The following is a 22,953-nucleotide window of genomic DNA, read 5'->3' as shown; positions in this document are numbered from 1 at the left end:
TGTTACCAGTTTGTTGTCGATCTTGGAGGACCCTGTCGTGGCTCTCGTGGTTCAGAAGTACGGAGGATCCTCGGTGGCGACCGCCGAGCGTATCCGGCGCGTCGCTGAACGGATCGTGGAGACCAAGAAGCAGGGCCACGATGTGGTGGTCGTCTGCTCCGCCATGGGTGACACCACCGACGAGTTGCTCGATCTCGCGCAGCAGGTGGCGCCGTCGCCGCCCGCCCGCGAGATGGACATGCTGCTCACTTCCGGTGAGCGCATCTCCAACGCGCTGGTCGCCATGGCCATCCACTCCCTCGGTGCCGAGGCCCGCTCGTTCACCGGTTCGCAGGCGGGTGTGATCACCACCGGCGCCCACGGCAACGCGAAGATCATCGACGTGACCCCCGGTCGCGTCCGCGCCGCCCTGGACGAGGGCCTCGTCGTCCTGGTCGCGGGCTTCCAGGGCGTGAGCCAGGACAGCAGGGACGTCACCACGCTGGGTCGCGGCGGCTCGGACACCACCGCCGTCGCGCTGGCGGCCGCGCTGCAGGCCGATGTCTGCGAGATCTACACCGACGTGGACGGCGTCTTCACCGCCGATCCGCGGATCGTGCCCGACGCGCAGCGGCTCGAGCAGGTCTCCTACGAGGAGATGCTGGAACTGGCGGCCTGCGGGGCCAAGGTGCTGATGCTGCGTTGCGTCGAATACGCCCGCCGCTACAACGTGCCCGTGCATGTGCGCTCGTCCTACACCGACAAGCAGGGCACCTACGTTTACGGATCGATGGAGGACATCCCCTTGGAGCAAGCAATCCTCACCGGCGTCGCGCACGACCGCAGCGAGGCCAAGGTGACCGTGGTCGGGCTGCCGGACGAACCGGGCTACGCCGCCAAGGTGTTCCGCGCCGTCGCCGACTCGGAGATCAACATCGACATGGTCCTGCAGAACATCTCGAAGATCGAGACCGGCAAGACCGACATCACGTTCACGCTGCCGAAGTCCGAGGGCGCCCGCGCGGTCGAGATGCTGACCAAGCGCCAGGCCGAGATCGGCTTCTCCCAGGTGCTCTACGACGATCACATCGGCAAGGTGTCGCTGGTCGGCGCGGGCATGAAGAGCCACCCGGGCGTCACCGCCACCTTCTGCGAGGCGCTGGCCGAGGCGGGTGTGAACATCGACCTGATCTCCACCTCGGAGATCCGGATCTCCGTGCTGGTCAAGGACACCGAGCTGGACGAGGCCGTGCAGGTGCTGCACAAGGCCTTCGACCTGGGCGGCGACGAGGTCGCGGTGGTCCACGCGGGAACGGGGCGATAGGCCATGGGAGTTCGCGTAGGAGTCGTCGGCGCGACCGGACAGGTCGGCGCCGTCATGCGGAAACTGCTGGACGAGCGCGACTTCCCCGCCGACGAGTTGCGGTTCTTCGCCTCCGCCCGTTCGGCGGGCAAGACGCTGCCCTGGCGCGGCCGCGAGATCGTCGTCGAGGACACCGAAACCGCGGATCCGTCCGGCTTGGACATCGCGCTGTTCTCGGCCGGCGCCACCATGTCCCGCGTGCAGGCGCCGCGTTTCGCCGCGGCGGGCGTCACGGTGATCGACAATTCCTCGGCGTGGCGCAAGGATCCCGAGGTCCCGCTGGTGGTCAGCGAGGTCAACCCGGAGCAGACGCGCAACCTGGTCAAGGGCATCATCGCCAACCCGAATTGCACCACGATGGCGGCCATGCCCGTGCTCAAGCCGCTGCACGACATCGCCGGTCTGCGCCGCCTGATCGTGTCCAGCTACCAGGCGGTCTCCGGCAGCGGCCTGGCCGGTGTCGAAGAACTGGCGAGCCAGGCCCGCGCGGTGATCGGCGACGCCGAGAAGCTGACCCACGACGGCCGCGCCGTGGACTTCCCCGCCCCGAACAAGTACGTCGCCCCGATCGCGTTCAACGTGCTTCCCCTGGCGGGTTCGCTGGTCGACGACGGCTCCGGCGAGACGGACGAGGACCAGAAGCTGCGCAACGAGAGCCGCAAGATCCTCGGCATCCCGGATCTGGCCGTGAGCGGCACCTGCGTGCGCGTGCCGGTCTTCACCGGCCACTCGCTGTCGGTGAACGCCGAATTCGCCGAGCCGCTCTCGGTCGAGCACGCCAAGGAGATCCTCGCCAAGGCGCCCGGCGTGCGGCTGGTCGACGTGCCGACCCCGCTCGCCGCGGCGGGCATCGACGAGTCGCTCGTCGGCCGCATCCGCCAGGACCCGGGCGTGCCGGACGGCCGTGGGCTCGCGCTGTTCATCTCCGGTGACAACCTGCGTAAAGGCGCTGCCCTCAACACCATTCAGATCGCCGAGGTGCTGATCGGCGACCGCTGAGACAGATCGATCGAACGGGTCGCGGACTTTCCGCGGCCCGTTCGTCGTTTCCGATCAGCGGGCGCGCAGTCCGTCGAAGACGACGGCGAAGGTGCGGTCGCGCTGCGCGGGAGTGACCGTGCTGCCGTGGGTGGCGAGGAACGCGCCCTTGACGAGGCGCATCAGGTCCTCGACATCGATGTCGGTGCGTACGCCGCCCGCCTCCTGCGCGCGGGTGAGCAGCGCGCCGATCACCGTGTTCAGCTCGTGTACCGGCCGCAGATACGCCGGGGCATCCGCGCCGCCCACCGCATCGGCGAGATCGCGTTTGACGCTGCCCTCCGCCACGAGCCGGGCCAGGAAGTCGAAGAACGCGGGCACGGGGTCGGCGGCGTCGGCCAGTTCCCGGGCCGCGGCGATGATCCGGTCGACTCGATCCACGATCGCCGCCTCGAACAGCGCCTCCTTGGTCGGGAAGTGCCGGTAGACGGTGCCCGCGCCGACACCGGCCCGCCGCGCGATCTCATCCAGCGGCACCGCGAGTCCCTCCGCCGCGAACGCTTCTTGCGCGGCGGCCAGCACCCGCTCGCGGTTGCGGCGGGCGTCGGCGCGCAGCGGTCGGCGCTCGGGCTCGGTCATGGGGGACGAGTTTACTGTTGACAATCGGGGCGGTCGTTCCGGATGATAAGCGGGTCGTTCGTTCCGTTTATCCGGAGGTGTGGTGATGACTCCCGACTCGCCCGTCGAAAGCCCGCGTGAGCTGGTCGAGCGGCTGTTCAGCGAGCTACGCTCCCGCGACGCGGGGGCGTTCGTCGCGCGGTTCGCGCCCGATGCCATCTTCGAGATCCCGTTCACCGTCCCGGGGCTCCCGGCCCGCTTGGAAGGCCGCGAGGCGATTCGCGAGCACTTGGCGCAGCGCTGGTCGGGACTTTCCGGAATCGAAGTGCACGCCATCCATCCCCAGGTCTACGAGACCACCGACCCCGAGGTGCTGCTCGTGGAGAACGAGGTCGACATGACCGTCCCGGGATCCGGCCGCGCGCGAGTTCGCACGTCCGTCAACGTCGTCCATGTCCGCGACGGCGAGGTCGTGCTCTTCCGCGACTACATGGACACCGCCCGCTTCGCCCGCTCCGCGAAGCGGTGAGTGACGCCTACCGCGTCGTCGACGATGCGATCTGGATCGCCGAGGTGGGCAAGCACTACGACTGACCTCGGTCTGCCCGCCGAAAAGCCCTCGCTCGGCGCACGGCGCGGCTGTTAGCCTGCGCCGATGGCGAATCCTCATCCTCTTGTGTATCTCGGCGACCGGATCGTTGCGGCTGATGCCGCCACGGTCGGCGTCGCATCGTCGGCGGTGTTGTACGGACTCAGCGTCTACACCGTTTTCCCGGTGCATGTGGATGGGGCAGCGCGTACGGCATTCCGCCTGGACGATCATTTCCGCCGGCTCGAGGAGTCCTGCAAGATCATCGGAATCGATCGGTTCGCGGCGGAGTGGGATTTCGAGCGGTTCCGTGCGACCGTCGTGGAACTGATCGCCGTGAACGCTCCGCGCGAGGACGTTTTCGTCCGGGCGACGGTGCATGTGGTCGAGTCCATTCCGGGCACCCGGGTGCGTGGCTGCGCGATCCGGGTCAGCATGTTCGTCTACGACGCGGTGCCCATCGTCCCGCAGGACGGCATGCGCTTGAAGTCGAGCCCGTGGCGGCGCATTCCGGACAACGCGATTCCGTCTCGCGCGAAAGTCAACGGGGCGTATGTGAATTCCGTGCTGGCCAAGCAGGACGCGATCGACAGCGGCTACGACGACTGCGTCTTCCTCGACGGCAACGGGCACGTCTGCGAACTCAGCGCGGCCAATATCTTCCTGGTCCGCAACGGCACGCTGATAACCCCCGATGTCTCCTGCGACATCCTCGACGGCATCAACCGCAGGACCGTACTCACCTTGGCGGCCGAGGACGGCATTCCGGTGGTCGAGCGCACCGTCGATCTCACCGAGTTGTACATCGCCGATGAGGTTTTCGTGACCGGAACGTCGGCAGGCGCGCCGCCGGTCGTGGAGGTGGACGGCCGCGTCGTCGCGAACGGCGTGCCCGGCCCGATCTCCCAGGCGCTGCGTAAACGTCACTACGCGGCACTGCGTACCGACAATGTGCACGGCTGGGTCACGGATCTGTCGGCGGCCCGGTAGTCCACCGCGCCGCGCCGCTCAGCGGATGCCCGGGGTGCGCGGGTCGGGTCCGAGACAGACCAGGATGGCGCACCCCGGAGGGGTGTGCGCGAACGGCGGGTCCAGCGGGCGATTCAGGCAAGCGAAGACATTGCAGCCGGGATAGGCGGCGGGACCGAGCCCGAACACCGCGATCAGGATGTCCGTGTCGACGAAGCGGCGGGGGTCCAGCCGCAGCGGCGGCTCGACGTACGGCCCCGGGTCGGGCACCGGCCGGTCGTCGAACGCGTCGAATACCTTGCGGAAGAACTCGTAGGGCAGTTCCTGGGTGTTCTGCACTACGCCCGACACGCCCTGGCTGCTGACGTTTCCGAAGACGCCGGTCCACACCACCGTGAGATCGAGGCTCGGAATGACGAAGACGTTCTGCAACCCGAGTCCGGCCATCGCGTACACGTCGCCGGGCAGGAAGTCGGCGATCTCGGCGCAACCGCTTCCGAGCCAGAACAGGTAGCCGTAGCACGCGTTCGTGGGTGACGGCGTGCGTGCCATGGTCAAGTAGTCGGTGGAGACGATCCGCTGTGCGCCCCAGCGTCCGTCGTTGCTGACCAGGAGGCCGAGTTTCGCGAAGTCGTTCGGCGGGATCATCAGATGCGCGTAGCCGTAGGTGTGCCCGGAGCGGTCGCGCGCCCAGTGGTAATCGCTGCGGAGAATGCCGAGCGGATCGAACAACTCGCGCTGCGCGAACCGTTGCAGAGGCTCGCCGACGGCCAGCTCCAGCACGTAGGCCAGCAGGTCGACATTGCGCTGGCTGTAGGTGAAGACGGTGCCCGGCGGATTGTCCAGCGGCACGCCGAGCGCTTGCACCGCGCTGTCCGGGTCGACCGGGATCACACCGGTGGCGCCCTCGGTCAGCACGCCGACCCGCATGCCCGAGGTCTCGGTGAGCAGGTTCTCGACCGTGATGGACCGGTGCGCCGCATCGCCGAGCCCGGCGGGCAGATAGCGGTCGATCGGTGCTCGGAGATCGAGTTTCCCTTGATCCCAGGCGATTCCGGCGAGCAAGGAGACAACGCTCTTCGTCGAACTCCAGATGTTCCAGGCCACGTTGCCGGTCTGGTCGTTCGTCGGTCCCTCGCCGATGAGGCAGTTGTGCCGGAACACCTGCACGTTGAAACGGTTTCGACCGGACGCGAAGGTCAGCGCGTCCCGGAGTTTCGCCGAATCCAGACCGACCTGTTCCGGTGCCGCCCGCTCCAGATCGCGTCCAGAGCTGACCGCGCACCGCACCTGCTCGCCGGGCGCGGCCACCGCGCTCCCGGTGAAGAGATTGCCCGCCACCAGCGAAACTGCCGCGATTCCAGCCAGGAATCCACCGAAACGCCCCATGTGCAAGAGGCTAGCGCCCTTTCGCCTGATCACCCGGGCAACAGGCGGGGAACTGGACATCCGATATCCGCACGGGTCGGGCCGGGCTCGGACATCTCGTCGTGAAACTCGATCGGCGGACGCCCTTACCGCCGCATACACCGCCGCACACCGGGCGAGCGTGCCGTGTATCGGGGACGCGCGGCGGCGATCGGCACGCCGAGCACGTGCGGTGCCAGGCCTGGGTCCATGCGGCGATGGGCAGGCGTCACCGGCGGTAGCGCCTGGCCAGGCCGTAGAACGCGGTGCCGAGTGCCAGCGCACCGAGTCCGGCGAGGACGGAGCCGAGGGGCAGGGAGAACCCGACGACGACGCAGCCGGCCGCCCCGGCCACGGGGACCCACCGGGGCGGGCGGTTCTCCTCGGTGGTCAGGGTGGCGGCGGAGATGTTGGCGATCAAGTAGTAGAAGAGCACGGTGAACGAGGAGAACCCGATGGCCGCGCGCAGATCGAACAGCGCGGCGACCACGGCGACCATCGCTCCGACCACCAGTTCCGCGCGGTGCGGCACCCCGAACCGCGGATGCACGGCGGCGAGCGCGCCCGGTAGATAACGGTCGCGTGCCATGGCGAGCACCGTGCGTGACACACCGAGGATCAACGCGAGCAGCGATCCGGTCGCCGCGAGTACCGCGCCGATCCGCACCACCGGGGCGGCCGCGGGGACGCCCGCCGCGCTGACCACTCGCGCCAGTGGATCGGTGGCCTGGGCCAGCCCGGCGGAGCCGAGCACGCTCAGCGCCGCGACCGCCACCAGCGCGTAGACCGCGAGGGCGAGTCCAAGCGCGATCATGACGGCCCGGGGAATGGTGCGTCGCGGTTCGCGTACCTCCTCGCCGAGCGTGGCGATGCGGGCGTATCCCGCGAACGCGAAGAACAGCAGCCCCGCGGCCGTGAGCACCTCGCGCGGGCCGATCCGGTCGGGCAAGGCCGTCGCCGCCGAGTGCGTCCCCGACAGCCCGATCACGATCACCATGGCCAGCACCGCGAGCACCACCGCGACGAGCACCCGGGTCACGAACGCCGACTTCTGCACCCCGGTGTAGTTGACGGCGGTGATCGCCACCACCGCCCCGACCGCCACGGCATGCGCCTGCCCGGGCCAGGCGTAGCTACCGACGGTCAGCGCCATCGCCGCACACGAGGCGGACTTGCCCGCGACGAATCCCCACCCCGCGAGATATCCCCAGAACGGCCCGAGCCGCTCCCGCCCGTAGACATACGTGCCACCGGACACGGGATACCGCGCCGCCAGCCGTGCCGACGACGTCGCATTGCAGTACGCCAGCACCGCCGCCACCGCGAGCGCCACCGGCAACCAACTCCCGGCCGAAGCCGCCGCAGGCGCCAGCGCCGCGAATATCCCCGCCCCCACCATCGCCCCCAACCCGATGACCACCGAATCGGTGAGCCCGAGCCTGCGGTGCAAGGTCCCGTCCTGCGACGCCATGAAGTGCATCCTGCCGCATCGTCCCCGCTGCCGCCGAGCGACTACGACTCGCGAAGAGCTCCGGCAGTGGCACATGGCTGCGGCGCAACGCGAGAAGCCTCCTCGCTCTGGGCCACTCGACCGATGTGGCGGAAATGACAGCGCCGCCGAATTCGGGAGGAATCCGGCGGCGCTGCGAGCTCGGACACCATGTCGGTGTCGCAACCGTCGACGTCCCACAAGCGCCTCTCGGCGAATGGTCGCTCGTAGCGACAAGGGGTGCGGCCCGGGGCTGTCCGGACGCCGGCGGTGGGTGTCGACGTCCCACAAGCGCCTCTCGGCGGGTGGTCGCTCGTAGCGACGAAGGGTGCGGCCCGGGGCTGTCCGGACGCCGACAGGGGGTTTCAACCACCAGCCCGCGCAACCTATTCCAGCGCTGATTTGTGACGCTCGCCACTTAGGTCAGGCCGTGTTCGGGGTCGAGCTCGGTGATTCGCGGCCGGTGGGCGCAGACTTCGGCCTGAAACTTTTCTTGAATGATTCCAAATTATTTTCTTGACTTATTCCAGAAAAGGGCCAGAATCGAAGCGTGCACACCTACAGCGCCGATCCACGCGAGTGGCTGCGAGCAGCGGGTTTGCGGGTCACCGCCCCGCGGATCGCGGTGCTGGACGCGGTTGCCGCGCGGCCGCATTCGGATGCCGACACGGTGGCCGCCATCGTCCGGGACGTGCTGGGCTCGGTGTCCACGCAGGCTGTCTACGACGTCTTGCACGCTTGCGTGCGCGCCGGAATCCTGCGGCGGATCGAGCCTGCGGGCTCGTCCGCGCGATACGAAACCCGGATCGGTGACAACCACCACCATTTGGTGTGCCGAAGCTGCGGTGCGGTCGCGGATGTCGACTGCGCCGTGGGCGAAGCCCCATGTTCGGACCCTTCGGACGCTCACGGATTCGTGGTCGATGAAGCCGAGGTCGTCTTCTGGGGACTGTGCCCGACCTGCCGTTCCGAGTAGCGGTCCGCACCTTGCCACCCGGGTAGCCCCGCCCGGGACAATCTTCACCAGCCGAGGAGTCCGATGACCAAGCCGACAACCACGAACACCGGTATCCCGGTCGAGAGCGACAACGAATCGCTCACCGCGGGCGCGCAAGGCCCGATCCTGCTGCACGACCACTACCTCATCGAGAAGCTGGCCCAGTTCAACCGGGAACGGGTGCCGGAACGCATCGTGCACGCCAAAGGCGCTGGCGCTTACGGTGAACTGGTCGTGACCAACGACGTCAGCAGCTACACCAAGGCGAAACTGTTCCAGCCGGGCGCGCGCACGGAGTCGCTGGCGCGGTTCTCCACCGTGGCCGGTGAGCAGGGCAGCCCGGACACCTGGCGTGACCCGCGCGGATTCGCGGTGAAGTTCTACACCGAGGACGGCAACTACGACCTCGTCGGCAACAACACGCCGATCTTCTTCATCAAGGACCCGATCAAGTTCCCCGACTTCATCCGGTCGCAGAAGCGACTGCCCGGCAATGGTCTTCGCGATCACAACATGCAGTGGGATTTCTGGACCCTGCGTCCGGAGAGTGCGCACCAGGTGACCTGGCTGATGGGTGATCGCGGCATCCCGAAGACCTACCGGCACATGAACGGCTACGGTTCGCACACCTATCAGTGGATCAATGCCGCGGGCGAGCGCTTCTGGGTCAAATACCACTTCAAGACCGACCAGGGCATCGAATACCTGACCCAGGCCGACGCCGACCGAATCGCGGGCGAGGACGCCGATTACCACCGCAAGGACCTGTGGGAGGCGATCGAGCGCGGCGACTTCCCGAGCTGGACGGTGTACGTGCAGGTCATGCCGGTCGCGGAGGCGGAGGGCTACCGGTTCAACCCGTTCGACCTCACCAAGGTGTGGTCGCACAAGGACTACCCCTTGCTCGAGGTCGGCAAGTGGACGCTGAACCGCAACCCGCGCAACTACTTCGTGGATATCGAGCAGGCCGCGTTCGAGCCGTCGAATGTCGTTCCCGGTGTCGGCTTCTCGCCGGACAAGATGCTGCTCGGCCGCGTCTTCGCCTACGCGGACGCGCACCGCTACCGCATCGGCACGAACTACGCGCAGCTGCCGCCGAACCAGGCCAGGGCGGCGGAGGTGAACTCCTACTCCAAGGAAGGCGCCATGCGGTACCACTACAACGAGCCGAATGTGCCGGTGTACGCGCCGAATTCGTTCGGCGGGCCACACGCCGCCCCGGAGCGGGCCTCCGACGGCGGCATCTGGGACTTCGACCCGGCCATCGTGCGGGCCGGCTATCTCCAGCACGCCGAGGACGGTGACTTCACCCAGGCGGGCACCCTGGTCCGCGAGGTGCTCGACGACGCGCAACGCGAGCGGCTGGTGCACAACATCGTCGGTCACATGCTCGGCGGTGTGCGGGAACCGGTGCTCGGTCGAGTCTTCGAATACTGGAAGAACGTGGACGCCGACCTCGGCAAGCGGGTCGAGGAGGGCGTGCGCGCCGGGCTCGACGGCGGCTCGCAGGGCTGAGCGCCCGCGCCGAAGGCAGGTGTGCGTCATCGGCGCGCACCTGCCTTCGGCGTGTCCGGCCGATCCTGTTTGCCCGGTAGGTGCCCGGATGCCAGAGTGATGGCATGTCTCGGCTGACACGCGCCCACCGGATTGCGCTGGCCGCCGCATTGGCTCTGCTGGCCGGATGCGGTACGGGAACCGATGCGGTGCAGCCGGGTTCGATCACATCGAGCGTCCGAGCGGCTCCCGCCGCGAACACGAGCGTGGCTGACCTGGAGGCTCGCTACGGCGCGCAGATCGGGTTGTTCGCGGTGGACACCGGCACCGGCAGGACGGTGACCCACCGCGCCGACGAGCGGTTCCCGTTCCTGTCCACCTTCAAGACGCTCGCGGCGGCCGCGCTGCTGCGCTCGCATCCGCTCGACACGGGATACTTCGATCGAGTGATCCGGTTCCACGAAGCGGATCTGGTCGAGTACTCGCCCGTGACCAGCGCAGGAGTGGCCGAGGGGATGACCCTTGCGCGAGTGGCCGAGGCGGCGATCACCCGGAGCGACAACACCGCGGGCAACCTGTTGCTGCGCGAGCTCGGCGGGCCGGAGGGGCTCACGGCGTTCCTTCGCACGCTCGGCGATCCGGCGAGCAGGCTCGACCGCTGGGAAACGGAACTCAATACCGCGATCCCCGGTGACGAGCGGGACACCACCACGCCCGCCGCGCTGGCGGCGGACTACCGCGCTGCGGCGCTGGGCGACGCGCTCGGCGCGCCCGAACGCGATCAGCTGGTCGCCTGGCTGAAGGCGAACACCACCGGTGGCAAACGCATCCGCGCGGGGTTGCCCGCGAATTGGGTGACCGGCGACAAGACGGGCACCGGCTCCTACGGCTCGGCCAACGACGTCGCGATCGTCTGGCCGGAGGGCGGCCGGGCGCCGATGGTGATCGCGATCCTGAGCCGCAAGTCCGACGCGGACGCCGAGGCGAACAACGACTTGCTGGCGGAAGTGACGAAGGTGGCCGTAGAACGTCTACGGTCACCCACCGGCGCCCGCCCCACCCGAACCGATCGGCATCGCTGGTCGCGCACTTCCGTCGCCGCGGTACGCCGGGCTTCGCGGGGACTGTAGTGGACCTGGCCGGGTGTTGACGGCCAGGTTCGTAGACCTACAGCAGGCCCCACCAGTAGAGCAGGCTGGCCAGAATCCAGACCAACACGGTTTCCATCGTCGCTCCCAATCTTTTGGCGCACTCGTCACCATCATCCCGCGATCCGGCTCGGCGCGGTAGCCGCTTGCTGGGCACCACTTGATAAAGGTGCGCTCACCTGCGGCTTCGATCTTGCAAGGTGTTCTTAAGCGCGTGCCAAGCGCCGGCCTGCATTGTTTGTCTCGCGGGAGGAACAAGCCCAGCACCGCAGGTGCGAACCGGGGAACGACCTGTCTCGAGGGGTGACAGGCCGGACCTCGGGGGTGGTGTCCGCCGGGCCGGTCTACGAGGGGTGGCCGGCCCGGCGGACGCGGACGCGGAGCGGTCGCTCGCGCGGGCTCTTCCTGGAGCTGACCGGCAACGACACGGTGGTTGCCGCTGCCGAAGGTAACCAACGAGTGCGCGCCACCGGGTCCGGAGGGGAAGCTGCGGTTGGGCTGGTCGCGAGGGTGATCGGCCCTCCTCCCTGAAACCTGTTCTAGACAGTTGTCAATTTTTGTCTTACGGTCGATACATGGTGAACGTTGCGTATCGGCCGGCTCCGGTGTTCGAACTCCGTTCCGGCCCCACTTGGGCATCCCCTTGGGAGATGTACGCGGCGCTGCGTGAGCACGATCCGGTGCAGCACGTCGTACCGGCGGCGCGGCCGGAGAACGACTACTGGGTGCTCACCCGGCACGAGCACGTGTACGCGGCGGCACGCGACAGCGAAACGTACTCCTCTCGCGACGGGCTGACGGTGGAATACGGCGAACTCGACGACCTCGGCCTGACCGACAACCCCCCGCTGGTGATGCAGGACCCGCCGCAGCACACCGACTTCCGCAAACTGGTCGCTCGCGGGTTCACCCCGCGTCAAGTCGAGGAAGTCGAGCCGGTGGTCCGCCGGTTCGTGCGCGACCGGCTCGACGACCTCGAGGCCCAGGGCGGCGGTGACATCGTCGAGCGGCTGTTCAAGCCGCTGCCGAGCATGGTGGTGGCGCACTACCTCGGGGTGCCCGAACAAGACCGGGCGAGGTTCGACGGGTGGACCGACGCCGTTGTCGCCGGCAGCATCGACCGGACGAACACCAAGGCGCAGGCGGCGTCGGCGGAGATGATGGGCTACTTCGCCGGACTGATCGAACGCAGGCGCTCCGATCCCGGCGACGACACGGTGTCACTGCTGGTCCAGGCGGGAATGGCGGCCGACGACACGGACGTGCGCGGGCTGGTCCAAATCCTCGCCTACGCCTGGACCATGGTCGCAGGCGGCAACGACACCACCACGGGCCTGCTGGGCGGCGCCGTGCAACTGCTGCAACAGCACCCGGACCAGCGCGCCGCGCTCGCCGCGGACCCGGACCGGATTCGCGTCGCGATCGAGGAATTCGCCCGGCTCACCTCGCCGGTGCAAGGGTTGGCGCGAACCGCGACGCGCGATGTCGAACTGGCCGGGAAAACGGTGCGAGCGGGGCGGAAAGTGCTGCTGGTGTTCGGGTCCGCCAACCGGGACGAGCAGGCGTTCGGCGCGGACGCCGCCGACCTGGACATCGACCGGAACCCGCAGCGCATCCTCACCTTCGGGCACGGGCCGCACCACTGTCTCGGTGCGGCGGCGGCTCGGATGCAGGCCAGGGTCGCCCTCGAGGAGCTGCTCGATCGGTTCCCCGAATATGTGGTCGACATCGACGCGGTCGAGTACGCGAGCGGTCCGTACGTTCGCAGGCCGACTACTGTGCCGTTCCGGTGCAGGGGCTGAGCGGCGAGGTGGCGCGACCCGGACTACGCACGTCCGCTCGCGCCGCAGCCGGTGAGCCCGGCGTCGGCGGGGCGGAGAACTCGGCGCGGCGGTCCGCACCGCTGTGGGAGTGGCCCCGCGGTGCGGTGAAGTAGGAGAGGACACGGCATGAGTGGCGATTGGCTGGCCGACGGCCGCGCCGAGCTGGCCGGTGAGCGCATCCTGGACGCGGTGCGCGCGCTGTTCATCGACAAGGGCGTCAGCGGGGTCGGCATGGCCGAAGTCGCCGACGCCGCAGGCTGTTCCAGGGCGACGCTGTATCGCTACTTCGAGAATCGACAGGCGTTGTATGTGGCCTTCGCGGGGCGGGAGGCGCGGCAATTGGTCGAGCGAGTCTGGCGCGACCGCGCGGTGCGCGCGAGTGCGGAGCCGGGAGAGCAGTTGCTCGACACGTTGACCGCGCTGCTCGCCGAGGTAAGGAAAACGCCGCATCTGGCGGTCTGGTTCGAACCTTCCAACGCGGGGATCGTTGCCCAGCTGGCTAATTCGGCGGGCGTGGTGGACGCGCTCGCCACGGACTTCGTCGCCGGATTCCGCCCCGGCCTGTCCGCCCTCGCCGCCGAGCGCGTCGGTCGGTGGGTGGTGCGTGCGATGGTGTCGTTACTGACGCTGCCCGGTGCGGGTGAAGACGAGGAACGAGCGATGCTGCGCGACTTCGTGCTGCCGTTCCTGCTCGACGACCGGACGGTAGTCGCCTGATCCGGCACGTCGTCGACCGGAGCCGCGCGGGACTCCGGTCGAAGCGCGACCCCGCCGCCCGGGCTCAGACCGTCGCGGCCGAGTAGTCGGGCAGGTCGTAGGTCTCGGTCTTGCTCAACATCCGCATCATCACCGGGCGCATCGCCTTCGACATCATCAGCTTGCTGACGGCGTGGCCCGCGCGAATGCCGAAGCGGGACTTGGGCGTCATGGCGTTCAGGCCGCCCGGCTGCAACTGCTGGGCCGTCTTCACGAAGGGGCGCAGCACTTCTTCGTAGCGGGCCAGGCCCCGTCCTGGGTTGTCGGCGTGCGCGGCCAGCTCCCCGGCGAGGACGTACGCGCCCACCAGCGCCATCGCGGTTCCCTGGCCGGTGAGCGGCGAACCGCAGTAGCCCGCGTCGCCGAGCAGGACCACTCGGCCCTGGACCCAGCTCGGCATGTCGATCCGGGCCAGCTCGTCGAAGTAGAAGTCCGGCGCGTCGGACACGGCCGCCGCGATGCGAGCCGATTCCCAGCCGCCGCCGGCCAGACGGTCGCGGATGAACTGCTGCTGTGCGGCGACATCCCTGCGCAGCGCGGGATCCGCGGCCGCGCGGATCACGACGAGCGCCTTGCAGGTGGCCGGGTCGGCGTCGGGGCGCATGCCCAGCCCGGTGGCGCCCACCAGCGAGTGCATCGTGAACCAGTGCGGCTCCAGGTCTTGCGGGCGCGGCAGCGTGAAGAACGACATGTATCCGCCCAGGTACGTCGCGAACTGTTCCTCGGGGCCGAAGACCATCCGGCGGGTGGCGGAGTGCAGTCCGTCCGCGCCGATCACGATGTCGAACCGCTCGGCCGCGCCGGAGGCGAACGTGACGTCGACGCCCGTGTCGTCCTGCCGGATCTCGGTGATCCACTCGCCGTACCGGTAGTCGACGCCGCCCTCCGCGGCGAGCAAGTCGAGCAGCACCTGGTTGAGATCCCCTCGAGTGATCTCGATTTCGGCGACCGCGCCCTTGCCGTCGAAGAGTTCGGCGGACATGCGGAGGATCTCGCGGCCCGCGTCGTCGACGTACTTCATGCCCCGCTCGTCGAGCTGGTAGTCGCGGATGCCCGGCATCATGCCCATCCGCTCGGCGACCTCGCGACTGGGCCCGCGCAGGTCGACGGCCTGCCCGCCGGGCCGCGGCGTCGCGGCGCGCTCCACGACGGTGGCCCGGATGCCGGACCGGAGCAGTTGCAGCGCAACGGCATTGCCGCCGATGCCGCCACCGGCGACGAGCACGCGGAGCTGGCTGCTTACGGACTTGGCGCTCATGACTTTCCTCGACTCCCACTGGATTGACCAAATGTCTTAGACGTATGTCTAACACGCCGCTGGCACAATTGTCTAGCACAAATGTCTAAGTGGGTGGAACGAGCAATGGCCCATGGCGGCGAGGAGCACTCGCGGCCATGGGCCATCGGTGAAAAGCGCGACCTAGGAACGACGTTGGAGATAGGTGCGCCAGCTCGCGAGATGGGTGATGTCGGTAGCGGCGCTCGCGGCGTCGTAGGTGCAGGTGAAACCGACGGCCTCATGGCCGTCGGCGAGTTCGATGCTGGTCAAGGCCATAGGAGCGGGAAGCTCGGCGAGGAACACGCCCAATCCGGCGGTGGAGACGCGGAAGAGTTCACCCTCGATCGGGGCGCCGCGGCCCGGTCCGTGACGCACCAGTCCCGGCTTGGGCGGCGTGGTGTCGAGCGCGGTCAACCGGTAGGCGTCGGTGGTCCGGATCTCGCCGAGAAAGCGGGCGCCGAGTTGCTCGAGCTGGAAATGCAGCGGCTGCCCACGCAGGTGTGCTCCGAAGACGGCGAGGTCGACACCGCGATCGATCAGCAGCGGCGGGCTCTGGGAACCCAGCAGGCGGGCGGCGAGGTCGACAGCCACCTGGTCGGCGAAGGCGGGGGTGACCAGCATGACTCCGAACGGCGCGCCGTCGGCGGTGCCCGCTCCGGGGACGGCGACGGCGGCCATGTCCAGCAGGTTGCAGAAGTTGGTGTATGTGCCCATGCGCCGGTTGATTTCGATCGGATCGGCTCGCACCGCTGCGATGCTCGGATGCTCGGTGGTCGTCGGCAGCAGCAGTGCGTCGAAGCCGTGCAGCAGTCCGGTGGCCGCGGCCTTCGCGCGGGCCAGCTGCTCGAGATCGGCGGCGAACGCCGTGCCGGTCTTCTCGCGCGCCGCGCCGATGATCGCGGTCACCGTGGGGTCGGCGCCCGCGGGAGCGGTGTCCAAAAACGCGCCCACCGCGGCGTATCGTTCGGCGACGAGCGCACCGTCGTAGAGCAGGAGCGCCGCGTCGAGCAGGACGGAGATGTCGATTTCCTCGGTCTTCGCGCCGATATCGGCGACACTGGCGACCGTGCGGGCGAACGCTTCTCGATATGGCTCGCCGAGCGCGGTCAGGTCCTCTGGGCGCGGCACGGCGATGCGCGGCGCGAGCGGCGCGGCCAGCCGGACGTCGGCGGGCCAGGTCCGGCTGCGCGGGTCGCGCGGCTCGGGGCCCACCATCACCGCGGCCGCGGAGACCGCCGAGTCCAGGTCGGCGGCGAAGACCGTGACGGCGTCGTAATCGGCACAGGCGGGCACCGTCCCATGCGCAGGGATCACCCCCAAGGTGGGCTTGATGCCGACGATTCCGTGCAGTGCCGCGGGCACGCGGCCGGACCCCGCTGTGTCGGTGCCGATTCCGATGTCCGCGATGCCGAGCGCCACCGCCGCGGCGGAACCGGAACTCGACCCGCCCGCCACCAGCTCCGGATCGAGGGCGTTGCGCACCGCGCCGTATGGGCTGCGCGTCCCGACCAGCCCGGTGGCGAACTGGTCCAGGTTCGTCTTTCCCAGCACCAGCGCCCCGGCCGCGAGCAATCGCTCGATCGCCGCCGCGGTCACCTCCGGCAGGTAGGCGAACTCCGGGCAGGCCGCGGTGGTCGGCAGACCCGCCACATCGATGTTGTCCTTCACCGCCATCAGAACGCCGGCCAGCGGCAAGGACTCCCCGGCGGCGAGCCGCCGCGCGAGGGCGGCCGCTTCGGCGGCGACCTCGGATTCCGGTCGCAGAGTGATCCACACCTCCGGCCGATCGACCTCGGCGATCCGCCGATAGGCGGCCGCGACGCGTTCGACGGGGTCGGCCGCGGTATTGCCTGGGACGCCTGCGGGCATTCAGTCGACTCCGATCACTACTAGGGGCGTGCCCGGCTCCACCTTGGCGCCGGGCGTGGTCAGTACCTTCAGCACGCTGCCCGCGCTCGGGCTGTACACGGGTAATTCGAGTTTCATCGCCTCCAGGACGGCCACCGGCGCACCGGCCTCGACCTGCTGACCTGGTTCGACTTCCACGCGCCAGACATTGCCGATCATCGGCGCCCGCACCACGGTCGCGTCGGCGGGCAGCCCGGCGAGCGGGTCTTCGATCGGCGCGGCGACGGGCGCGACGGTGCTGCGTTCGAATTCGCCCGCAGCGCGCCACGCGTCCTTCTCCGCCTCGAACGCGGCGGCCTGCCCGGCCTCGAACTCGGCGATCGCGTCGGCCTCGGTGCGCAACAGGCGCAGGTGGTCGGCGAGCGCGAAACTGCCCTCGCTCACCTCGGCGTCGAACCTGCCCGCCGCGGCCGCCCGGCGGTACTCGAGCAACTGTTGCGCGCTGACCGGTTCCCAGACGATGCGATCGAAAAACCGGAACAACCAGGGCGTGCCCGGTTCGAACGGCGCGGACTGCCGGTAGCTGGACCAGATCGGCACGGTGCGGCCGATCAGCTGATAGCCGCCCGGGGAGGCCATTCCGTAGACGCACAGGTACTTGCCGCCGATGCCGACGGCGTCCGACGGGGTCCAGGTGCGCGCCGGGTTGTATTTCGTGGTGACCAGGCGGTGCCGCGGATCCAGCGGAACCGCCAGCGGCGCGCCGAGATACACGTCCCCGAGCCCGAGCACCAGATACTCGGCGTCGAAGACGGTGGTGCGCACATCGTCCACACTGTCGAGCCCGTTGATACGGCGGATGAACTCGATGTTCGACGGCAGCCAGGGCGCGGTGTCACGCACACCGCTGCGGTAACGGTCGATGGCTTCGGTGATGGACGGGTCGTCGAACGACAGCGGTAACCGGATGGTGCGGCTCGGCACCACCAGGTCGGTCGTGGCGGGCAGTTCGAGTTCGAGTTCGGTCAACGTGCCCAGCAGCCGATACAGCGGCAGTGCCGCGGGGTCGAAGTGGATGTGCAGGGACCGGACACCGGGGGTCACGTCGAGAATGCCGGGCAACCGGACGCCCGCGAGCCCTTCGGCCAGTGCGTGCACCCGCATGCGCAGCCCGAGATCGAGCACCATCTCGCCGTATTCGACCAGGACGTTGTCGTCCCCGGCGCGCAGATACCGTACCCGCGGACGGTCCCGCGACGGCTCGAGTCCGCCGAGAACGCCGCGATCCCGCAAGACCGCAGCGGCATCGGTGACCAGCTCCGGCACGCGACTGCCATTGGACGAACGCAACGCGGCCGCCTTGTCGTCGCCGACCGGCACGAACCGCACCGAGTCGCCGGGACGCAACTGTCCCAGCCGCCAGCGATGCGCGGACACCACCGTCAGCGGACAGGCGAATCCGCCGAGGCTCGGACCGTCGGGCCCCAGCAGGATGGGCGTGTCACCGGAGACGTTCAGCGCGCCCACGCTGTAGGGGTTGTCGTGCAGGTTGGACGGATGCAGCCCGGCCTCGCCGCCGTCGCTGCGCGACCAGGCCGGTTTCGGGCCCTCCAGGCGGATGCCGGTGCGATTGGCGTGGCTGCCGACCCGCCACGGGTGCGTGCAGAACTGGATCATGTCGGCGTCGGTGAAGTACGCGGAGGTCTGCGGCCCGACGCCTACCGCGAGCTGCCACTCGTGGGTGAATTCGGGCCGCTCATCCGGCGGCACCGCGGCGGGTGTGCCTGGTGCGCTCGCGTCGACCGGGGCGATGCCGAGCACGTCGCCGGTGGTTACGGCGCTACCGGTCACACCGCCGAATCCGCCGAGAGTGAAGGTGGCCGCGCTGCCGTGATAGAGCGGCGCGTCGAGGCCGCCGCGCACCGCCAGATAGGTGCGCAGGCCGGTGTCGGTGGGTGCGCCGATGTCCAGCACCGCGCCCGCGGCCACGGTGACGGGCTCCCACATCGCCACCGGGCGGCCGTCTACCGTCACCGGAGCAGGCGCACCGGTCACGCACACGACGGTGGTATCGGAGAAGCGCAATCGCGGCCCCTGCAGGGTGCATTCGAGCGCGGGGACCCCGGCCGGGTTGCCGACGGCGGTGTTGGCGAGGGTGAAGGAGAGGTCGTCCATCGGGCCGGACGGCGGAATGCCGACGTTCCACAGGCCGATCCGACCGGGGTGGTCCTGCACCGTGGTCATGGTCCCCCCGCCCAGCACATCGATGCGGCGGCCGGCCGGCCGGATCTCGGCCAGCGTGGTGGTGGTGTGCTCGGTGCGCAGGACCCGGCCCTCGGCCATGGCCTGGCGCAGTTGCGGCAGGTTCGTCTGCACGCCGTAGATCCGCGTCGCGGCGAGCGCGGTGCGCAGTGCGGCGAAGGCGTCCGCTCGGCTCTCGCGTGCGCTGATCACCTTCGCCAGCAACGGGTCGTAATACGGGCTGACCTCCGAACCGGTGCCGACCCACGTGTCGACCCGTACGTCGTCCGGGAAGCACGCGGCCGTGATGAGGCCCGCGCTGGGGCGGTAATCGTGGCCGGGATCTTCCGCGTAGACGCGGGCCTCCACCGCGTGACCGGTGATCGCCGGACCGCTCTCGGGCTGTTCGTCCACCATCGAGGTGTCCCCGCCGGCCAGGCGCAGCATCCACTCCACCAGGTCGACGCCCGTGACCGCCTCGGTGACCGGATGTTCCACCTGCAGGCGGGTGTTCATCTCCAGGAACGACGCGGCCCCGGTGTCGGCGTCGTAGACGAATTCCACCGTCCCGGCCGAGCGATACCCGACCGAGCGGGCGAGTTCCCGGGACGCGGCGAGCAGGCGCTCCGACAGTCGCGCGGTGAGTCCCGGCGCGGGCGCCTCCTCGATCACCTTCTGGTTGCGGCGTTGCAGCGAGCAGTCCCTGGTACCGAGGCTGACGACGCGGCCGTGGCCGTCACCGAACAACTGCACTTCGACGTGCCTGGCCCGCGCGACGAAACGTTCCAGGAAGACGCCCGCCGAACCGAAGTTCGCCGCCGCGATGCGCTGCACGCGCTCGTAGGCCGCGCGCACCTCGTCCGGGCCGAAGCAAGCCTGCATACCGATGCCGCCACCGCCGCCGACCGCCTTGAGCATTACGGGAAAGCCGATCCCTTCCGCCTCCGCCACCGCGTGATCGGCCGATTCGAGCAGGTCACTGCCCGGAACGAGCGGTACGCCGACCGCACGTGCCGCCGTACGGGCGGTGTGCTTGTCGCCGAAGACGCGCAGCTGCTCGGCAGTCGGTCCGACGAACGCGATGCCCGCCTGCTCCACGACGGTGGCGAACTCCGCGTTCTCCGAGAGGAATCCGTAGCCGGGATGAATGGCCCCGGCTCCGGTCGCCCGCGCCGCGTCGACCACCAGGTCGGCGCGCAAGTACGACTCCGCGGCCGGGCCCGGACCCAGACGTACGGCCACGTCGGCCATCTCGACGTGCGCGGCGCCGACATCCGCGTCGGAGTACACCGCGACCGTCTTGAGCCCGAGCGCCCGGGCAGTCCGCATGATGCGGCATGCGATCTCGCCGCGGTTCGCGACAAGCACCGCATCGAATTCCAGCCCCACTACCGCTCCCTGTTAATCCGTGGCCAGCGACATCGCCGCGATCGCGCGGGTGACCCGATCGAGCACCACGTCCAGCGATTCACCGATGTGCGTGTGCAGCAGCCGATACGCGAGCGGGAGATCGTCCGCCAGCACGGCGTCGAGGATGCCCAGATGCTCGGCGATGGTGGTCTCGATCCGGTTGTTGACCATGAAGTCGTACATGCGCACGTGGCGGATGCGGGAATTCACCGCTTTGAGCGCACGTACCATCTCGGTGTTGCCCGCCGCGGTGAGCAGCGTGACGTGGAATTCCTCGTCGCGCACTACGAAGCCGGGTTCGTGTTCCGGAGGATCGGCGCGCAGTTCCAGCCAGGCCGCGCGCTCGGATTCCAGCAACTCCTGATCGTGCGTGACCATAGGATTGGTCATCGCGCGCTGAATCCCGCCGAGTTCCAGAGTGATTCGCAGTTCGTACAGATCGCGGATCAGCGGGATGCTCGGCCGGACCGGACTGAAGCCGTATTCTTCGCGTTGCAGCAATCCGTCCGAGCACAGCACGGTCAGCGCTTCGCGGATCGGCGTGCGCGAGATGCCGAAGCGCGCCGACAATTTCGGCTCGGTCAGCCGTTGACCGAACTTGATGTCCCCGTTCATGAGCTCGCTGCGCAGGGCCGCGTACACCACGTCGCGTAGCGGTTTGCCCGCCGCGTCGGCCGAAGCCGCTATCCGTGTCGACATGCCTGTATACGCTATTGACCACGAGTTTCGATGAAGTGTCCGTAAGTTATCACCGCGTTAGCGTCTGCTCACCGCGTCGCTCGCCGCGAGGGTGCCCGGACAGCCGGTCGGTGGTGGGGCCTGCGAAACGAAATCCCGCCTCCGCGCGACAGACTCATCGAGGTCGGTTGTCCACCAGCCAAGCATCAAGGAGACCCTATGAAGCGCAGCACGAAGTTCGCCGGAGCGCTCGCCGCCGTGGCAGCGGCCCCGATCCTCGCGGCCGGTAACGCCCAGGCGGACCCTGGCACGGTCTACTTCTCGATGGGCAGCACGAACTGCGCGATCTTCGCGAACGGCTCGCTCGGATGCGATCTCGCCTCTCCCATGTATATGAGCTACTACATCGGCGACACGTACGTGCCGGTGCCGGTGCCGGTGAACGAAATAGCGATCGACCAGCCCTGGCTGCCCGCGCATCCCACCTTCGACCCAGGCACGCCGTATACCCTGCCGGGTGGCAATCCCCGCATCGACGACGTGAAGACCGGCTCGGGACCGTGGGGTCCGATCATCGAGCACGCCGGAGCGTCGTGCCAAGTCGGTTTCCACGGCAGCTTCACCTGCCAGGCGCTGGGCCGGGGGTTCAGTACCTACGGCAGCACGATCGTCGCGTGATCGTGCGGCGGCGCGACCGCGGACGGCGGGTGCGCCGCCGGGCTAGCGTCCGCCGGCGCCGTTGAGCCGGATCACTTGTGCGTTCACCGTGCTCGCCGCGTCACCGGCCAGATAGGCGACTACCGCGCCCGGGTCGGCCGGCTCGAGCGCGGCGAGGGCGGTCTCGAGTTCCGCGTTGTCGGTCGTGCCGACGCCGTAGCTGACCGTGTTGACGGTGATCCGCCGCGGCACGAAGTCCGGGGCCACGGCCTGGCCGAGCTGCTCGACCGCGCCGCGCGTCGCGTCGTGCACCGCGCTGCCCGGGTCGGCGGGATCGCAGACGCTGATGATCCGGCCCCCGTCGGACAAGTGCTGCAAGGCCAGCTGCAGGCCGTGGAACACGCCCTTCACCGTCGCCGCGAAAGCGCTGTCGAACGCCTCCGAGCTGAGCTTCGGGAACGGCTCGGACTCCGGTACCGCCGCGGTGTTGACCAGCAGGTGCCAGCCGCCGCACTCGTCGAGCAGCGCCTGCACCAACTCCTCGTACTCACCGCGATCGGCGATGTCCGCCGCGAGCGCCAGTGCCGAGCCGCCTGCCTCGGTGATCTCCTTCACCACATCCGCGGCGGGCTCCGGAAAGTGCGGATGGTGCACCACGACCTGTGCACCTTGCGCGGCAAGCGCTTTCGCGATCGACCGGCCTATTCCGGTGTAGGCCGCCGTAACCAGGGCGGTCTTCCCGGACAGCGGTTTGTCCGCGGGCACGTTATCGACGGGCTTGCTCATCTGCCCACCTTTCGTCGATTGCGGAAAATATGGGTCCAGCGATGATATTCCCGCACATGACCCGACTACCCGTCCACAGGTCCACCGATCGCCGTCGTGTCGGGTGCACGGCAAGATCGACCATCTGTCGGTCCAGAAGTGGGTTACCGAGCTGTCGCAGAGGAAGTCCCGGGCCACGGTCGCCGAGTGCAAGCGGATGATGTCCGGCGTGATGCGTTCGGCGGTGAAGAACCGCATCATCGGTGTCGATCCCACTGCGGGCGTACGTATTCCGAAGCGCCGCAAGCGGGATTCCGACGAGCGGTACCTGTCGCGGGAGGAAGTTCGGGCAACAGCTGTTGCCCGCGGTCCGGCCGGAACGGTACCGGGTGTTCGTGGCCGTGGCGGCGTTCGCGGGTCTGCGGTGGGGTGAGGCGGCGGGTTTGTGTGAAGATGCCGTGGACC

At 68.9% G+C, this 22,953-nt stretch carries 19 protein-coding genes; 10 read left to right on the top strand and 9 right to left on the bottom strand.

Annotated features, from left to right (window positions below; genetic code table 11):
- Positions 1–37: 37 nt before the first annotated feature.
- Together NA8_RS20870 and NA8_RS20865 are read left to right on the top strand one after the other, a co-directional pair.
- The gene (locus NA8_RS20870) at positions 38–1,303 is read left to right on the top strand and encodes an aspartate kinase (protein ID WP_040864436.1); all 1,266 of its coding nucleotides are present in this window, start codon (positions 38–40) and stop codon (positions 1,301–1,303) included.
- A 3-nt stretch (positions 1,304–1,306) separates the two neighbouring features.
- Positions 1,307–2,341 (top strand): aspartate-semialdehyde dehydrogenase, encoded by a 1,035-nt coding sequence (locus NA8_RS20865; protein WP_063052053.1) that lies wholly within the window; start codon positions 1,307–1,309, stop codon positions 2,339–2,341.
- A gap of 54 nt (positions 2,342–2,395) precedes the next feature.
- On the opposite strand, the gene NA8_RS20860 is transcribed toward NA8_RS20865, so the two are convergent.
- Positions 2,396–2,959 (bottom strand): TetR/AcrR family transcriptional regulator, encoded by a 564-nt coding sequence (locus tag NA8_RS20860; RefSeq protein ID WP_063052052.1) that lies wholly within the window; start codon positions 2,957–2,959, stop codon positions 2,396–2,398.
- Positions 2,960–3,044: 85 nt separating this feature from the next.
- On the opposite strand from NA8_RS20860, the gene NA8_RS20855 reads away from it, so the two are divergent.
- Positions 3,045–3,467, top strand: a complete 423-nt coding sequence (locus NA8_RS20855; RefSeq protein ID WP_157106810.1) for a nuclear transport factor 2 family protein — start codon at positions 3,045–3,047, stop codon at positions 3,465–3,467.
- Between the two features lie 126 nt (positions 3,468–3,593).
- Entirely contained in the window at positions 3,594–4,517 is a 924-nt protein-coding gene (locus tag NA8_RS20850; RefSeq protein ID WP_063052050.1) for an aminotransferase class IV, read from the top strand.
- A gap of 18 nt (positions 4,518–4,535) precedes the next feature.
- On the opposite strand, the gene NA8_RS20845 is transcribed toward NA8_RS20850, so the two are convergent.
- Together NA8_RS20845 and NA8_RS20840 are read right to left on the bottom strand one after the other, a co-directional pair.
- Positions 4,536–5,885, bottom strand: coding sequence for a serine hydrolase domain-containing protein (locus NA8_RS20845; protein WP_063052049.1), 1,350 nt, complete (start codon positions 5,883–5,885; stop codon positions 4,536–4,538).
- 247 nt (positions 5,886–6,132) lie between these two features.
- Complete coding sequence (locus NA8_RS20840) at positions 6,133–7,374, bottom strand: APC family permease (protein WP_063052101.1); 1,242 nt, start codon at positions 7,372–7,374, stop codon at positions 6,133–6,135.
- A gap of 568 nt (positions 7,375–7,942) precedes the next feature.
- Between NA8_RS20840 and NA8_RS20835 the strand changes: the two genes are divergently transcribed.
- The 3 genes from NA8_RS20835 to bla all read left to right on the top strand — a co-directional run bounded on the left by NA8_RS20835 (position 7,943) and on the right by bla (position 11,013).
- A complete protein-coding gene (locus tag NA8_RS20835) occupies positions 7,943–8,368 on the top strand; it encodes a Fur family transcriptional regulator (RefSeq protein ID WP_063052048.1) in 426 nt (141 codons plus the stop codon).
- A 63-nt stretch (positions 8,369–8,431) separates the two neighbouring features.
- Positions 8,432–9,904, top strand: a complete 1,473-nt coding sequence (locus NA8_RS20830) for a catalase (protein WP_063052047.1) — start codon at positions 8,432–8,434, stop codon at positions 9,902–9,904.
- Between the two features lie 104 nt (positions 9,905–10,008).
- Positions 10,009–11,013, top strand: a complete 1,005-nt coding sequence (bla, locus tag NA8_RS20825; protein ID WP_084466959.1) for a class A beta-lactamase — start codon at positions 10,009–10,011, stop codon at positions 11,011–11,013.
- Between the two features lie 37 nt (positions 11,014–11,050).
- Here bla and NA8_RS33895 read toward each other — a convergent pair whose 3' ends face one another.
- A complete protein-coding gene (locus tag NA8_RS33895; protein WP_157106809.1) occupies positions 11,051–11,191 on the bottom strand; it encodes a hypothetical protein in 141 nt (46 codons plus the stop codon).
- 415 nt (positions 11,192–11,606) lie between these two features.
- On the opposite strand from NA8_RS33895, the gene NA8_RS20820 reads away from it, so the two are divergent.
- Complete coding sequence (locus NA8_RS20820; RefSeq protein WP_063052046.1) at positions 11,607–12,833, top strand: cytochrome P450; 1,227 nt, start codon at positions 11,607–11,609, stop codon at positions 12,831–12,833.
- Positions 12,834–12,980: 147 nt separating this feature from the next.
- On the top strand, positions 12,981–13,571 hold the full coding sequence (locus NA8_RS20815; RefSeq protein WP_063052045.1) for a TetR/AcrR family transcriptional regulator: 591 nt from the start codon (positions 12,981–12,983) through the stop codon (positions 13,569–13,571).
- A gap of 64 nt (positions 13,572–13,635) precedes the next feature.
- Here the strand turns inward: NA8_RS20815 and NA8_RS20810 are convergent, their stop codons facing one another.
- The 4 genes from NA8_RS20810 to NA8_RS20795 form a co-directional block, all read right to left on the bottom strand.
- Positions 13,636–14,868 carry an FAD-dependent monooxygenase gene (locus tag NA8_RS20810; RefSeq protein ID WP_063052044.1) on the bottom strand — a complete coding sequence of 411 codons (1,233 nt, stop codon included), beginning with the start codon at positions 14,866–14,868 and terminating at the stop codon, positions 13,636–13,638.
- Positions 14,869–15,030: 162 nt separating this feature from the next.
- Positions 15,031–16,758, bottom strand: coding sequence for an allophanate hydrolase (gene atzF, locus NA8_RS20805; RefSeq protein ID WP_063052043.1), 1,728 nt, complete (start codon positions 16,756–16,758; stop codon positions 15,031–15,033).
- The gene (gene uca, locus NA8_RS20800; protein WP_063052100.1) at positions 16,759–20,307 is read right to left on the bottom strand and encodes an urea carboxylase; all 3,549 of its coding nucleotides are present in this window, start codon (positions 20,305–20,307) and stop codon (positions 16,759–16,761) included. It lies immediately after the preceding gene.
- A gap of 72 nt (positions 20,308–20,379) precedes the next feature.
- A complete protein-coding gene (locus NA8_RS20795) occupies positions 20,380–21,087 on the bottom strand; it encodes a GntR family transcriptional regulator (RefSeq protein WP_063052042.1) in 708 nt (235 codons plus the stop codon).
- 198 nt (positions 21,088–21,285) lie between these two features.
- Between NA8_RS20795 and NA8_RS20790 the strand changes: the two genes are divergently transcribed.
- Positions 21,286–21,744 carry a hypothetical protein gene (locus tag NA8_RS20790; protein ID WP_063052041.1) on the top strand — a complete coding sequence of 153 codons (459 nt, stop codon included), beginning with the start codon at positions 21,286–21,288 and terminating at the stop codon, positions 21,742–21,744.
- Between the two features lie 42 nt (positions 21,745–21,786).
- On the opposite strand, the gene NA8_RS34420 is transcribed toward NA8_RS20790, so the two are convergent.
- On the bottom strand, positions 21,787–22,509 hold the full coding sequence (locus NA8_RS34420; protein WP_063052040.1) for an SDR family NAD(P)-dependent oxidoreductase: 723 nt from the start codon (positions 22,507–22,509) through the stop codon (positions 21,787–21,789).
- Positions 22,510–22,953: the final 444 nt, after the last annotated feature.

The organism is Nocardia arthritidis NBRC 100137, from assembly GCF_001612765.1.
In the GTDB taxonomy this organism is placed as follows: domain Bacteria; phylum Actinomycetota; class Actinomycetes; order Mycobacteriales; family Mycobacteriaceae; genus Nocardia; species Nocardia arthritidis.
This window is presented reverse-complemented; position numbering and strand designations above follow the sequence as displayed.